Consider the following 13238-nt stretch of genomic DNA (forward strand, 5'->3'; position numbering starts at 1 on the left):
TCTATGCTTACAGCCTATGTCGACGAGAGCATGCGTCGCCGACCCGGCGATGACAGCATCTACGCGATGGCGGCGATCGTCATCGACTCCAGCGGCCATGACGAGGCCCGCCTGACCTTGGAGTCGCTGCGCCTGGGCAAGAACCCCCGCTTGCACTGGCGCGACGAGCCTGTTGCCAGGCAGCGAATCATCGCTGACGCAATCGCCAGGATGCCCCTTGCCGCCGTTGTGGCCGTGCACATCTTCGACAGGACGTGCCGCACCGAGCGAGCACGCCGACGCTGTCTTGAGCGCCTGCTCCTCGAACTGGAGAACACGGGCGTGGCGGAGGTCGTCATGGAAAGTCGCACGCCCGGCCAGGACCACTTGGATCTTCTGATGGTCATGGCCTTGCGGAAATCCCGAACCCTCTCGAAAGCGGTCACAGTCAACTGGCTACCTTCACACCAGGAGCCACTGCTCTGGGCGGCCGATGCCGTGGTCGGCGCGACCACTTGGTGGATAGACGGCCAGAGCGCCGGTTTCGAGCGCCTTGAAGAGCGCGTAAGAGTGGTGTGCATCAATTGAGTGAGAGCGCAAAGGCCGGACGCCCGATTCCATCGGGAGGCCCGGCCTCACTTCCAACACCCACCGGGGGTGCGGCAGTTCCCAGTGTGCCTCACCAAGTGTGATCGGGCAACCCCGTTCCGACGCGTACGCCGTACGAATGTGAAAGCCCATGGGCCGCACCACATAGGTTTGCGGCTCTGCGGTACCTCGCCTGTTGGGACAATGGGTGGTGATGATTACCGTCATGACCGGCGCCGGCATCTCCACCGACTCCGGCATTCCCGACTTCCGAGGTCCCTCCGGCCTGTGGCGGAACGATCCGGACCACGAGAAGCTCGTCACCATCGACTACTACCTGGCCGATCCCGACATCCGCCGCCGCTCGTGGCTGTTCCGCCGTAACAGCCCCGCCAGGACCGCCGTGCCCAACGCCGCTCACCTGGCCCTGGTCGAGCTGGAGCGGGCCGGGCTGCTGGACCGCCTGGTCACGCAGAACATCGACGGCCTGCACCAGAAGGCCGGCTCCAGCCCCGATCGGGTGCTGGAACTACACGGCAACATGTCCGGTGTGCTGTGCGTGCGCTGCGAGGCCCGTTCCACCCTGGCGGAGGCGCTGGCGCGGATCGACGAGGGTGAGCCGGATCCCGCCTGCCTGGTGTGCGGCGGGATCCTCAAGACGACCACGGTCATGTTCGGCGAGGCCCTGCCCGGCGAGGTCGTCGCCGAGGCGGTCCAGGCCACGGAGAGGTCCACCACCTTCGTCGCCATCGGCACCTCCCTGCAGGTGCAGCCCGCCGCCTCGCTGGCGGGCCTCGCGGTCAGGTCCGGCGCGCGGTTCGTCATCGTGAACGCCGAGCCGACCCCGTACGACGACTTCGCCGCCGAGCTGATCAGGGACCCGATCGGCGAGGCGGTCCCTCAGCTCGTGGCGCGGTTCACCGCCTGACCAGCTGACGAAGCACCTGCATGGCGTCCCTCTCGATGCGCGCGAGATCGTGCAGGATGACGCCGGCCTGCTCAAGGTACGCCACGTCGCCGTTCTCTCCAGCCTTCGCGATCAAGGCGGACACGTCCGTCCACAGGACGGCGGCCTCGGCGTACAGCCGGTGACCGGCGCGGAGGTCGTCGTCGTCGATCAGCCGGGTGCATTCGTCGAGGAAGTCGCGGTAGAGGGCGCGGAACAGGGCGCCGCCGGTGCCGCCCTTCTCCATGAGGAGGGCGGCCTGCGGCAGGTCCCGCTGCGGCTCCCCCGCGCGTTGCAGCCATCCGGGCACCTGTTTGCCGGCTTTCTCGATGCCGCGATGGCCCAGGTTCGCGATGGGGGCGGCGAGGAAGGCGTCGGCGCAGTCCTTGATGGCGGGGATGATCTGGTCCTGCCAGGAAAGCGGGTGAGCCGGCGGGGAGATGGTGAAGGATCGGTTCCTGGCGGTCATCGGTCCGCGTTCGGCCCGCGCCAGGGCGAGGCCGGCCCGGCTGGTGCGCACCGCTCCGCCCTGCTGGTCGGTGTCCACCAGGTAGACGTCATGCTCGTCGTAGCCGTACATCGCGACGACGTGACCGCCGAAGTGCACCTTGGAGTGGAAATAGTCCAGGTGGTAGCAGTCGAGCTGGAGGCCGACCGGCCTACCGGCGTCGATGGGGGCGGCCACGTTCACCCACGCCTTGCGGGGCGAGGTGGTCTCCTTGGTCGTCAACGTCAGTCCCAGCCTGGCGGCCAGGTTCCTGGTGAGCTCGAAAGGCTTGACGCGGCCGCCGAGGAAGGGGAACGCCATGCTCTTGCTGTCCCAGTAGACGAAGGACAGCCCCGAGCCCAGCCCGAACAGCATGGGCTCGGACAGATCGAGTCCCTCATGCCGCAGCAGCACCCCCAGCGCCGTCGTCTCGCAGTGGCGCATGCCGCGGGCCTCGATGTCCTTCACGATGGTCATGCGTCGCTCTCCTGATGCTGACGTGACGAACCCGCACCTGATGCGGGAACCACTGGGAGCAGCATGACGCCTCCCACCGTGGGAGAGTCCAGCCGCACGACGAGGTCACGACGGGCTTCGGGGTCGACGCCCGCCTCATCGGCGAGGGTCGCGAACGTGCGCCGGAGCTGGTGCGGGTGGAGCCCGGTGATCCCGGCCTGGCGGCCGATGCGCTCCACCAGGTCGTAGACGTCCTTGCGGTCGAGCCGCCGCCCGGAGGCGGACACGAACAGCGGCCCGGTCAGCTCCTCCACCGTGATCCCGGCGCGTTCGGCGCGGTGGGTCAAGTACGCGTCGATCGCGTGCGCCGCCGCCGGCTGGATCTTCCGCGTCTGCGGCTTGTCGCCCTTGCCGACGATCCGCAGGGTGCGGTGACCGCGCTCGTGCCCGAGATCGGGCAACTGCGCGGTCAAGGCCTCGGTGACACGGACGCCGGTCTCCATGAGCAGCCGGATGAGCGCCGCTGTGCGGAGCCGTTCCCGACCGTGGTCGTGGTCGGCCGCGTACAGCACGTCACGGGCTTCGGCGCGGGTGAGGCCCACGGTCTCGGAGCGCTGCCGGTTCACCTTCGGCCGGCGGGTTCCTTTGAACCGGTTGGCATCGATGACGTCTTCGTCGAAGAGGTAGTCGTACCACGATGACACGGCCGAGATCCGCAAGTTCATCGTCTGGGGCGGGATCGGCCGGCCGGCCTGCAGCTCCAGCCATCGTTGGTAGACATCGCCGTGGGACTTCCGCGCCTGCAGCGGGTCGAGGCCGATCTCGGCGCAGAAGCAGAACCACCGCTCGATCTCACGCCGGTAGGCGTCGCGGGTGTTCGGGGAGTTGTAGGACAGCAGCCACGCCTTCGTCAGGTCACGCACGGAGCCGGGCATGCGGAGTGGGTACGCCAGATCGTCACCCGCGTGTGGCGCCGGCTCGACGGTCACGGCTCGACCTTCCCCCAGCGCGGGCGGATGGTGGCCTTGGCGAGCGCACGGCTGTTGTCGTTCAACGTCCCTGAGCGCGCCGCTGTACTCGACGTTCCCAGCTGTTCGGGTGGCGGATGACCACGCCCGCGGCGCCGCCGTCGCCGGCGAGGCGGACCCGTGGCGTCCCTGGGAGCCGCTGGGATGTGGTCTTGTCCTTGAAACCACCAAGGCCTGGACTCATCTCCGAGGTCTCCGCCACCCACCCATCGGGGATGATGATCGTCACACCGGCCATCTGCCCGTACGCTTCTATCGCGATCTCGCGCAGCCGGCATTCGGCCTGGGTGAAGTCGAGCTTGGCGCCGCCCATGCCGCCATACACGGTGATGCGCGCAGGCACCCGCCAGCGGCCGGTCCGCGCCGCGCCGTTGATGCCTCCCTTGAGAACCAGCGGCTCTGCTGGAATCTCTTGCGGCAGATCGGTGGCGAGGCGCTCCAGGTCGGCGTACGTCTTGGCGTTCAGCGCCAGGTCCAGCCGCACTTCCAGCTCGCTGAAGTCGATTCGCCCCTCGGCCGCCGCGGTGTTGAGCCGCTCCACCATCGCTTCGCGCTCGTCATGCGAAACACGCACCTGATCAGAGCTAGAGGGAAGCGGCTGCTGGTTTGCGTCCATCGCGTTCGCTTTCAGGTAGGGGTAGGGGCCCGGAACACCGGAGATCATTACGATACACCCCCATAAGGGAGATTATGTGGGGTTCTTTGTGATCATGACCTGACGGAGTCGGCCGGCTCGGGACAGGCGGGAGCTAGTGGCGGCCGGTCAGGTCGCCGGAGTCGTACACGATCGTGCCGCCGACCGTGGTGAGGATCGGTTTGATGCGCTTGAGGTCCTCGTCGCCGGCCGTGCGGTAGTCGCGGTCCAGGACGACGAGGTCGCCGAGCTTGCCGTTCTCGATCGTGCCGAGTTTGTCCTCCATGTTGAGGAACCAGGCGTTCTCCCGCGTGTACAGCCGTACCGCCTCGTCCCTGGTGATCTGCTGGCCGTCGTTGACCAGGTTCCCCAGCGCGTTGCGGCCGGTGACGGCGTAGTAGACGCCGTACCAGGGGTTGAGCGGCGCGATGTGGACGCCGTCGAGGTGGATGCCGGCCTTGATGCCGTGGTCCAGGATGGTGCGGAAGGGCGCGCCGGCCGCGGTGCCGCCGCCCGCCACGTAGCTGTACGTCCCGCACTGGACGGCGCCGCCGAGCGCCTGGAGCCTGTCGAGCAGCGCCGTGGTCACCACCGGCACGTGGTCGATGCGCCAGCGCAGCTTGGTGATGTCGTGCTGGGCGTTCACCGCCTCGTAGCCGGCGATCTCGGCCTCCAGCGCGGCCAGGCTGAGTGCCCGGTTGGTGTTGCGCCAGCCCGCCTGCGCGATCAGTTGCTGGGCCTTCGCCCAGACCGGGCCGCTGCCGTCACCGGGGGCGCCCCACTCGCCGATGCCGCCGGTCATCATCAGGTCGTCGCCGAAGAGCTGGAACTGGTTGTTCAGCCGCTGGGTGAGCTCGGGCAGGTCGATGTCGTTCTGGTTGTGCAGGAAGTTGGTCTGCAGCCGGATGAAGGTACGGTCCTCCCGGTGCAGGGCGAGCCAGGAGTCGTACATCCGATAGTGGTCGAAGTTGGACAGGAACTGGCCGGGGGCGGGCGGCCCGACCACGGGGAAGCCGACATGATCCTGCACGCTGGTGATGCCGACGCTCGCCGCGTAGGCCATGGCGTCGAGGGTGCTGCGTTTCCTGTCCTCGAAGGTCTGGGTGAGGCGGACGTTGTACAGGGCGGCCGTGGCGTTCGCCCCGGAGGCGATCGAGCCGTCCGCGCCGACGACCGACGGCACCTCCGCCGACTCCAGCACCGCCTTGCCCGCGCTGTTCGTGACGGCCGGGCCGGTGAACCCCTGGAACAGCAGCACCGGGCGGTCCGGCACGGCGGCGTCCAGCTCGGCCAGGTCGGGCAGGCGGCGCTCGGCGAACATGTTCGGGTGCCAGCCGCCCATCGCGGTGACGAACTGACCTTCCGGCACCCCCCGGCGGCGGGCCGCGAGTGACTTCTGGATCCCGGCGATGTCCCCCGCGTTCTCGATCACCACGTGATAGCCGGGCCGGATCGCCAGGCTGACGAAGTGCACGTGCGCCTCGATCATGCCCGGGATCACGGTGCGGCCGCGCAGGTCGATCACCTTCGCGTCCCGGGCGACCAGTTGCCTCAGCCGGCCGAGGCTCAACCCGGCCCCCACGATGCGGCCCTGCACGACGGCGACTCCGGAGACGGTGCGGTCGCGATCGTCGAAGGTACGGATCTTTCCGTTGTGGAGGACCAGGTCACCCTGCGGCACGGTCCGGGTCGTGGCCGAAGACGGCGAAGCCGCCGAAGCCACCGCCGCACCGGCGGTGGCGATCGCGCCGCCGATCGCCGCCGCACCGGTGCCGAGGACACTACGCCGAGAGAGATCCATGCTCATCGAGCCGCCTTTCGTTTAAGACTCAACTATCGGCTGATAGATCGTCGGCGGCAAGAGGCGGCTCGCCGGTCTAGAGCGAGATCGCCTCCGACCCGAAAAGCTGCTTGATGTCGGCGGCGAAGCTGGGTTCGGGGTTGACCTGGAATTCCGGCAACGCGAGCACGATGGTGTTGCCGGCGAGGCGCCGCAGGTTGATCTGCAGCGGCACCTGTCCTTGGTGCAGCTGCAACACGTTGCGGAGCTCGTCGATGACCTGCGGGTTGATGCGTTCCTCACGCAGTTTCAGGGTGACGGGGTGTCCGGCGTCGCTGGTGATGCCGGACACGTCGATCGGGGTCAGGTCCTGGGCGAAGACCGAGATGGCGCCGTCGCGGTTGTTGATCTGCCCGCGCACCGACACCACGGCGTCCTTACGCAGCTCCGGCCCGTACAGCTCGTGGCTCTTGGGGAAGAACAGGCACTCCACCGCGGCGTCCATGTCCTCGACGGTGACGATCGCCCACACGTTGCCGGCCTTGTTGACCCGCTTGTCCACGTTGGCGATCATGCCGCAGACGGTGACGTCGCCGCGGTCGTCGCGGCCGCTGTCGAGCAGGTCGGCGATCGTGGTGTCCCGGTTACGGGCCAGCAGCCGCTCCGCCCCGGCGAGCGGGTGGTCGGAGACGTACAGGCCGAGCATCTCCCGCTCGAAGTCGAGCTTGGTCTTCTTGTCCCACTCCATGTCGGGGATGGCGATGGTGAACGCCGTGTCCTCGCTGGCGTCGTCCACGCCGCCGAACAGGGAGTCCTGGCCGTGGGCCTCGTTCTTCTTGATGTCGATGACCGACTCGACCGCCTGCTCATGGATCATGAGCGCGCCCTTGCGCGGATGGTCGAGCGAGTCGAACGCGCCCGCCTTGATCAGTGATTCGATGACCCGCTTGTTGCAGACGGCGAGCGGCACCTTGGCCAGGAAGTCGTCGAAGTCGGTGTAGCGGCCCTTCTCCTTGCGGGCCTTGACGACGCCCTCGACGACGTTCGCACCGACGTTGCGGACCGCGCCGAGGCCGAAGCGCACCTTGTCGTCGCCGACCGCGACGAAGTCGAGCTGGGATTCGTTGACGTCCGGGGCGAGCACCTGAATGCCCATTTTTCGGCATTCGGCCAGGTAGACCGCGGCCTTGTCCTTGTCGTCCCCCACCGAGGTGAGCAGGGCGGCCATGTATTCGGCGGGGTAATTGGCCTTCAGGTAGGCGGTCCAGTAGGCGACCAGTCCGTAGCCGGCGGTGTGCGACTTGTTGAACGCGTAGCCGGAGAACGGCACCATGACGTCCCACAGCGCCTGGATCGCCTCGTCGGAGTAGCCGTTGGCGCGCATGCCGGACGAGAACTTGCCCCACTCGGCGTCCAGGACCTCCTTCTTCTTCTTGCCCATGGCCCGACGCAGCATGTCGGCGCCGCCCAGGGTGTAGCCCGCGAGCTCGCGGGCGACGGCCATGATCTGCTCCTGGTAGACGAGCAGGTGGAAGGTGGTGCCCAGGATCGGGTCCAGGGCTTCCTTCAGCTCCGGGTGGATGGGCTCGATGTCCTGGCGGGCGTTCTTGCGGTGCGCGTAGTTGGTGTGCGCGTTGGCCGCCATCGGCCCCGGCCGGTAGAGGGCGAGCACGGCGGCGATGTCCTCGAACCGGCTCGGCTCCATCAGCTTGAGCAGCTGCCGCATGGGGCCGCCGTCGAGCTGGAACACGCCGAGGGTGTCACCGCGGGCCAGCAGCTTGTACGTCGTCTCGTCGTCGAGAGGCAGCGTGAGGGTGTCGAGCTTGACGCCCCGGTTCTGCTCGATGATCTTGATGGCGTGGTCGATGATGCCCAGGTTGCGCAGACCCAGGAAGTCCATCTTGACCAGGCCCATGTCTTCACAGCTCGGGTAGTCGAACCCGGTGATGATCACGCCGTCCTTGTCCCGCTTGTGCATCGGGATCAGGTCCAGCAGCGGCGCCGACGACAGGATGACCGCGGCCGCGTGCACGCCGGTGCCGCGGATCAGGCCTTCGATGCCCCGGCCGGTGTCGATGACCTTGTGCACGTCCGGGTCGTTCTCGTACAGGGCGCGGATCTCACCGCCCTCGTTGTAGCGGGGGTGGTCCTCGTTGAACATGTCCGCGAGCGGGACGCCCTTGCCCATGACATCCGGCGGCATCGCCTTGGTGATCTTGTCACCCACGGCGAACGGGTAACCGAGGATTCGAGAAGCGTCCTTGACCGCGGCCTTGGCCTTGATCGTGCCGAAGGTGTTGACCTGCGCGGTGTACTCGCTGCCGTACTTCTCGGTGACGTAGGCCACCATGCGGTCGCGCTGGCGGTCGTCGAAGTCCAGGTCGATGTCCGGCGGGTTGATCCGCTCAGGGTTGAGGAACCGCTCGAACAGCAGCCCGTGCTCCAACGGGTCCAGCTCCGTGATGCGGGTGGCGTAGGCGACGATCGACCCGGTGGCGCTGCCTCGGCCCGGCCCCACCGCGATGCCGTTGTCGCGGGCGTAACGGCAGATGTCGGCCACGACCAGGAAGTAGGAGGAGAACCCCATCGGGCCGATGACCTTCATCTCGGTCTCGTACCGCTCCAGCACCTCGGCCGGGACCGGGGCGCCGTAGCGCAGCTCCAGGCCGCGCTCCACCTCCTTGCGCAGCCACGACTCCTGCGTCTCCCCCTCGGGCACGTCGGGGTAGTCCGGCATCCGGTTCACCTCGGCGAACACCTCGCTGTAGTCGCCGACCATCTCGGCGACCAGCAGCGTGTTGTCGCACGCCTCCGGCAGGTCGGTGAACAGGCCGTACATCTCGTCGGCGCTCTTGAGGTAGTAGCCCGACCCGTTGAACCGGAAGCGGTTGGGGTCGTCCTTGTTCTTGCCGACGCCGACGCACAGGAGGCTGTCGTGCGCGTCGGCCTGGTCCTCGGTCACGTAGTGGCTGTCGTTGGTGACCAGGAGCGGGATGTTGAGCTGCTTGGCCAGCCGCAGCAGATCCGCCCGAACCTCCCGCTCGATGTCGATGCCGTGGTCCATCAACTCCAGGAAGTAGTTCTCCTTGCCGAAGATCTCCTGGTATTCGCCGGCGACCCGGACCGCCTCGTCATACTGGCCGAGCCGCAGCCGGGTCTGCACCGCGCCGGACGGACAGCCGGTGGTGGCGATGATCCCGGACGCGTACTGCGAGATCAGGTCCTGGTCCATCCGGGGCTTGGAGTAGTAGCCCTCGAACGACGCCAGCGAGGACAGCCGGAACAGATTTCGCAAACCGTCCGCGTCCTTGGCCCACATGGTCATGTGGGTGAACCGGCCGCCGCCGGAGACGTCCTTCCCGCCTTCGCCGTCGGCCACACCGGTCTCGGCGCGCCGGCCCCAGAAGACCGGTTTCTTCACGAACCGGTTCTCCGGCGCGACATACGCCTCGATGCCGATGATCGGCTTGACCGGACTGCCCTTCGCCACCTTCTGGAACTCGTACGCACCGAACATGTTGCCGTGATCCGACATCGCGATGGCGGGCATTTCCAGCCGCTCCGCCTCCTTGAACAGCGGCTTCATCTTGGCCGCACCGTCCAGCATGCTGTACTCGGTGTGCACGTGCAGATGTACGAAGGACTTGCTCACCTGGTCCCCTAACGCTCGCCCCGGCCAGAGTTACCGCACGAGCCTATTCCGTCCCATGGAGCCGTTGGGGCATCGCGCCCAACGGCTCGGCACCTTGTCGGGCCCCGAAGGACCCCCGCCATATCCCCTCACACACGGTGTGCTACATGTTGATTACAATCAGTCACATAAGGGGGCAGTGTGAAGATCGACTGTGTCGGCGGCGGGCCCGCGAGCCTGTACTTCTCGATCCTGATGAAGCGGATGGACCCGTCCCATGACATCACCGTCTACGAACGCAACCCCGCCGGATCGACGTTCGGCTGGGGGGTGACCTACTGGGAAGCGCTGATCGATTATCTGCGGAGCGCCGACCCGGAGTCCGGGCGCGCCATCAGCGAGAGCTCGGTCCGCTGGGAGAACTGGATCACGCACGTCCACGACCGCGTGACGATCACGGTCGAGAACGGCGCGGAGGGGTTCGGCGTGGGCCGGCAGCGGCTGCTCGACATCCTCGCCGACCGGGCCCGCGCGCTCGGGGTGCGACTGGAGTTCGAACGCGAGATCCTCGACGAGGACGAGCTGGTCGACGCCGACCTCATCGTCGCCGGCGACGGTGTCAACAGCGTGCTGCGGGAGCGTCACGCCGACCATTTCGGCACCGAGGTGACGGTCGGCCGCCACCCCTACCTCTGGCTCGGCACCACCAAGGTCTTCGACGCCTTCACCTTCGCCTTCACCGAGACCGACCACGGCTGGATCTGGTGCTACGGCTACGGTTTCAGCCCGGAGCAGAGCACCTGCGTCGTCGAATCCACCCCCGAGACGTGGCAGGGCCTCGGGTTCGACCAGATGAACGAGGCCGACTGCCTGGGCATGCTGGAGAAGCTCTTCGCCGACGTGCTGGACGGGCACCCGCTGATCGGCCGCGCGCGTGCCGACGGCAGCGCACGCTGGGAGCGCTTCCCCACCCTGACCAACCGGACCTGGCACCGCGGCAACCTCGTCCTGCTCGGGGACGCCGCGCACACCACCCACTACTCCATCGGCTCGGGCACCGGCCTCGCCCTGGGGGACGCCGCCGTCCTGGCCGAGGAGCTGCAGCGGGACACGCGGCTGGAGCCTGCCCTGACCCGCTACGAGCACAACCGCATCGGCGAGATCCGGTCCGCCCAGCGCTCGGCCCGGCACAGCGCCCAGTGGTTCGAGAACCTCCCGCGCTACATCGACCGACCCCCGGAGCAGCTGCTCGAACTGCTCGGGCAGCGCCACTCCGGGCTGCTCGCGCATCTCCCACCGGCGCTGTACTACCGGATCTGGCGGCTGGCCGGCCGGTTCGGGCGCTGAACGTACGCCCAGGAGGGGCTGCCGGAGCCGGCAGCCCCTCATCCCTGTTGAAAAACGCCGGACGAGAAGGGAAGCTCACCGTTGAAACACGCCGGAAGAGAAGGGAAGCCCACCATGAGCACAGGCAAGCTGCTGCATCACCACGCCGAGCACGCCGAGCACGCCGACTCCGGCGGGACGCTCAATCACCCGCGCGCCTACGAGATCGTCTCGGCCATCGCCTTCGCCGGAGGCCGGCGCTACACCTTCACCCGCCTGGCGGCCCTCGCCAAGCCGCGAGCCGGCGACCGCATCCTGGACGTGGGCTGCGGCACCGGCTATCTGACGCGGGTGCTCGCTCCGGTGGTCACGCCCGCCGGGCACGTGACGGGCCTGGACCCCTCCCCTTCCATGATCGAGTACGCGCTCGGCCGCGCTCCCGGCAACTGCGACTACACCGTCGGCCGGGCGCAGGACCTGCCGTTCCCCGACGGCTCCTTCGACACGGTCGTCTCCAGCCTGGCGCTGCACCACATCCCCGCCGACGCCCGGCAGGAGACGCTGCGGGAGATGTTCCGCGTGCTGCGGCCGGGCGGGCGGCTGCTCGTCGCCGACCTCAGGCCGCCGGCGAACGCGCTGGCCAGGCGGCTGGGCGAGCTGCTCCTGCGGCATCACGGCCACGACGTGCTCGGCACGCTCGTCCCCGACGCCGGTTTCCGGGTCGAGGCCGAGGGCGAGCTGCCGCCCCGGCTGCGTTACGTCCAGGCCGTACGACCTGAAGCCGGCCTCGCCTAGCCCGGCGTCTCCGCAACGGTTTGGGACCCCCGCATCAGGCCAGGTGTAACAAACAGCATGCACGGGAATGGACAGAACCCGACATGTTGACACATAGGGGGAATTAGCGGATGAGTGAGTTCGGAGTCCACTCCGAGGTGGGCCGGCTCCGCAAGGTGATCGTGCACCGGCCCGATCTGAGTCTGCGGCGGCTCACTCCGAGCAACATGGACGAGCTGCTGTTCGACGACATCCTGTGGGTGGAGCACGCCCAGCGCGAGCACGACGCGTTCGTGGCCGTGATGCGTGAGCGCGGCATCGACGTCCACTACCACCACGAGCTGCTCGCCGAGGCTCTCGACACCGGCATCGACGTCAAGCGCCGGGCCGTCGAGCAGGCCGTCACCCACCTGACGGTCGGGCCCGCGCTGGTCGACACCGTGCGCGACACCCTGTCCACCTGGAGCGGCGCCGACCTGGCCAGGCATCTGATCGGCGGCCTGACCAAGGAGGAGTTCGGCACCGCCGAGCTGGAGGGCTCCTCGCTGGTGGCCGCGTGGACGAGCCCGCGCCGGTTCATCCTGCCGCCGCTGCCCAACAGCCTCTACCAGCGCGACCCGGCCGCCTGGCTGTACGCGGGCGTCTCGCTCAATCCGATGTTCTGGCACGCCCGGCTGCTGGAGACCATGAACCAGAGCACGATCTACCACCACCATCCGATGTTCGCCGGGGCGGACTTCTCGTTCTGGTATCCGTACGCGGGCGACTACGCGCGCTTCAACGAGGAGGACTACGGCAACGCCGCCATGGAGGGCGGCGACATGATGCCGATCGGCAACGGCGTCGTCGTCATCGGCATCAGCGAACGCACCAGCCCGCGCACCATCGAGCACCTCGCGCTGTCGCTGTTCGCCTCCGGCGCTGCCGAGCGGATCATCGCCGTGAACGTGCCCAAGCAGCGCTCCTACATGCACCTAGACACCGTCTTCACCCTCCTGGACGCCGACAAGGCCACCGCCTACACGCCGTTCCTGGCCACGGCCGCCACCTTCTCGCTGCGCCCCGGCGACAAGGACGGGACGCTGACCGTCCACCGCGACCCGAGCTTCGTCACCGCGATCCAGGAGGCCCTCGGCATCCCCCACCTGGACGTGATCCCCACCGGCGGTGACGACGCCCAGCAGTCTCGCGAGCAGTGGGACTCCGGCAACAACTTCTTCGCCCTGGAGCCGGGGGTCGTCGTCGGCTACCACAAGAACCAGGCCACCAACCGCAAGCTGCGCGAGCACGGCGTCGAGGTCATCGAGATCGAGGGCTTCGAGCTCGGCAAGGGCCGGGGCGGTGCCCACTGCATGACCTGTCCCATCCAGCGCGACGCCGTGTGAGGCCCGCCCCTGACCAGTGACAACAGCGGCTCACGTACAATGATCAGACCTTGTCCATCGGCTGTCCTCGGCGGCGGTCGACAGGCGTGGCCTTGATTCCCCCTGACGTCGCACGGGGCTAGGCTCGGGCCACGCCGAACTGGGCCCGAAGGGAACCATCATCGTCAGCGACTCATATCCGCCGTTCGGGGACGCGCCGCGTCCGGCGCGCCGCCGCATCACCG

The 13238-nt window shown here is 68.0% G+C and carries 10 protein-coding genes; 5 read left to right on the top strand and 5 right to left on the bottom strand.

Annotation, left to right across the window (positions count from 1 at the left end; translation table 11 throughout):
• Window positions 1-3 precede the first annotated feature (3 nt).
• Together ACTMTF_RS14060 and ACTMTF_RS14065 are read left to right on the top strand one after the other, a co-directional pair.
• Window positions 4-567: a DUF3800 domain-containing protein gene (locus tag ACTMTF_RS14060; RefSeq protein WP_441110988.1), complete on the top strand. Its 564-nt coding sequence runs from the start codon at window positions 4-6 to the stop codon at window positions 565-567.
• Window positions 568-781: 214 nt separating this feature from the next.
• On the top strand, window positions 782-1495 hold the full coding sequence (locus ACTMTF_RS14065) for an SIR2 family NAD-dependent protein deacylase (RefSeq protein ID WP_441110989.1): 714 nt from the start codon (window positions 782-784) through the stop codon (window positions 1493-1495).
• Here the strand turns inward: ACTMTF_RS14065 and ACTMTF_RS14070 are convergent.
• The 5 genes from ACTMTF_RS14070 to dnaE all read right to left on the bottom strand — a co-directional run bounded on the left by ACTMTF_RS14070 (window position 1485) and on the right by dnaE (window position 9550).
• Window positions 1485-2477 (bottom strand): BtrH N-terminal domain-containing protein, encoded by a 993-nt coding sequence (locus ACTMTF_RS14070; protein ID WP_441110990.1) that lies wholly within the window; start codon window positions 2475-2477, stop codon window positions 1485-1487. The two genes, ACTMTF_RS14065 and ACTMTF_RS14070, sit on opposite strands and share 11 nt — an antisense overlap.
• Window positions 2474-3445, bottom strand: coding sequence for a tyrosine-type recombinase/integrase (locus ACTMTF_RS14075; protein ID WP_441110991.1), 972 nt, complete (start codon window positions 3443-3445; stop codon window positions 2474-2476). Before ACTMTF_RS14075 ends, ACTMTF_RS14070 begins: the two co-directional genes overlap by 4 nt.
• Before the next feature lie 61 nt (window positions 3446-3506).
• The gene (locus ACTMTF_RS14080; RefSeq protein ID WP_441110992.1) at window positions 3507-4148 is read right to left on the bottom strand and encodes a DUF1707 SHOCT-like domain-containing protein; all 642 of its coding nucleotides are present in this window, start codon (window positions 4146-4148) and stop codon (window positions 3507-3509) included.
• Window positions 4149-4233: 85 nt separating this feature from the next.
• Window positions 4234-5925, bottom strand: a complete 1692-nt coding sequence (locus tag ACTMTF_RS14085; RefSeq protein ID WP_441110993.1) for an amidohydrolase — start codon at window positions 5923-5925, stop codon at window positions 4234-4236.
• A 70-nt stretch (window positions 5926-5995) separates the two neighbouring features.
• Window positions 5996-9550, bottom strand: coding sequence for a DNA polymerase III subunit alpha (gene dnaE, locus ACTMTF_RS14090; RefSeq protein ID WP_441110994.1), 3555 nt, complete (start codon window positions 9548-9550; stop codon window positions 5996-5998).
• Window positions 9551-9730: 180 nt separating this feature from the next.
• Between dnaE and ACTMTF_RS14095 the strand changes: the two genes are divergently transcribed.
• The 3 genes from ACTMTF_RS14095 to ACTMTF_RS14105 all read left to right on the top strand — a co-directional run bounded on the left by ACTMTF_RS14095 (window position 9731) and on the right by ACTMTF_RS14105 (window position 13014).
• The gene (locus ACTMTF_RS14095) at window positions 9731-10876 is read left to right on the top strand and encodes an FAD-dependent monooxygenase (protein ID WP_441110995.1); all 1146 of its coding nucleotides are present in this window, start codon (window positions 9731-9733) and stop codon (window positions 10874-10876) included.
• A 114-nt stretch (window positions 10877-10990) separates the two neighbouring features.
• The gene (locus ACTMTF_RS14100) at window positions 10991-11650 is read left to right on the top strand and encodes a class I SAM-dependent methyltransferase (RefSeq protein WP_441110996.1); all 660 of its coding nucleotides are present in this window, start codon (window positions 10991-10993) and stop codon (window positions 11648-11650) included.
• Window positions 11651-11760: 110 nt separating this feature from the next.
• Window positions 11761-13014 (top strand): arginine deiminase, encoded by a 1254-nt coding sequence (locus ACTMTF_RS14105; protein ID WP_441110997.1) that lies wholly within the window; start codon window positions 11761-11763, stop codon window positions 13012-13014.
• Window positions 13015-13238 lie beyond the last annotated feature (224 nt).

Origin of the sequence: Nonomuraea sp. ZG12 (genome assembly GCF_052068115.1) — a bacterium.
GTDB lineage: Bacteria > Actinomycetota > Actinomycetes > Streptosporangiales > Streptosporangiaceae > Nonomuraea.

What these genes read in the sequence shown, in the direction of transcription:
- ACTMTF_RS14060 (WP_441110988.1), top strand. Translation starts at nt 4, where the DNA reads ATGCTTACAGCCTATGTCGACGAGAGCATGCGTCGCCGACCCGGCGAT.
- ACTMTF_RS14105 (WP_441110997.1), top strand. Translation starts at nt 11,761, where the DNA reads ATGAGTGAGTTCGGAGTCCACTCCGAGGTGGGCCGGCTCCGCAAGGTG.
- ACTMTF_RS14100 (WP_441110996.1), top strand. Translation starts at nt 10,991, where the DNA reads ATGAGCACAGGCAAGCTGCTGCATCACCACGCCGAGCACGCCGAGCAC.
- ACTMTF_RS14070 (WP_441110990.1), bottom strand. Translation starts at nt 2,477, where the DNA reads ATGACCATCGTGAAGGACATCGAGGCCCGCGGCATGCGCCACTGCGAG.
- ACTMTF_RS14085 (WP_441110993.1), bottom strand. Translation starts at nt 5,925, where the DNA reads ATGAGCATGGATCTCTCTCGGCGTAGTGTCCTCGGCACCGGTGCGGCG.
- ACTMTF_RS14065 (WP_441110989.1), top strand. Translation starts at nt 782, where the DNA reads ATGATTACCGTCATGACCGGCGCCGGCATCTCCACCGACTCCGGCATT.
- ACTMTF_RS14080 (WP_441110992.1), bottom strand. Translation starts at nt 4,148, where the DNA reads ATGATCTCCGGTGTTCCGGGCCCCTACCCCTACCTGAAAGCGAACGCG.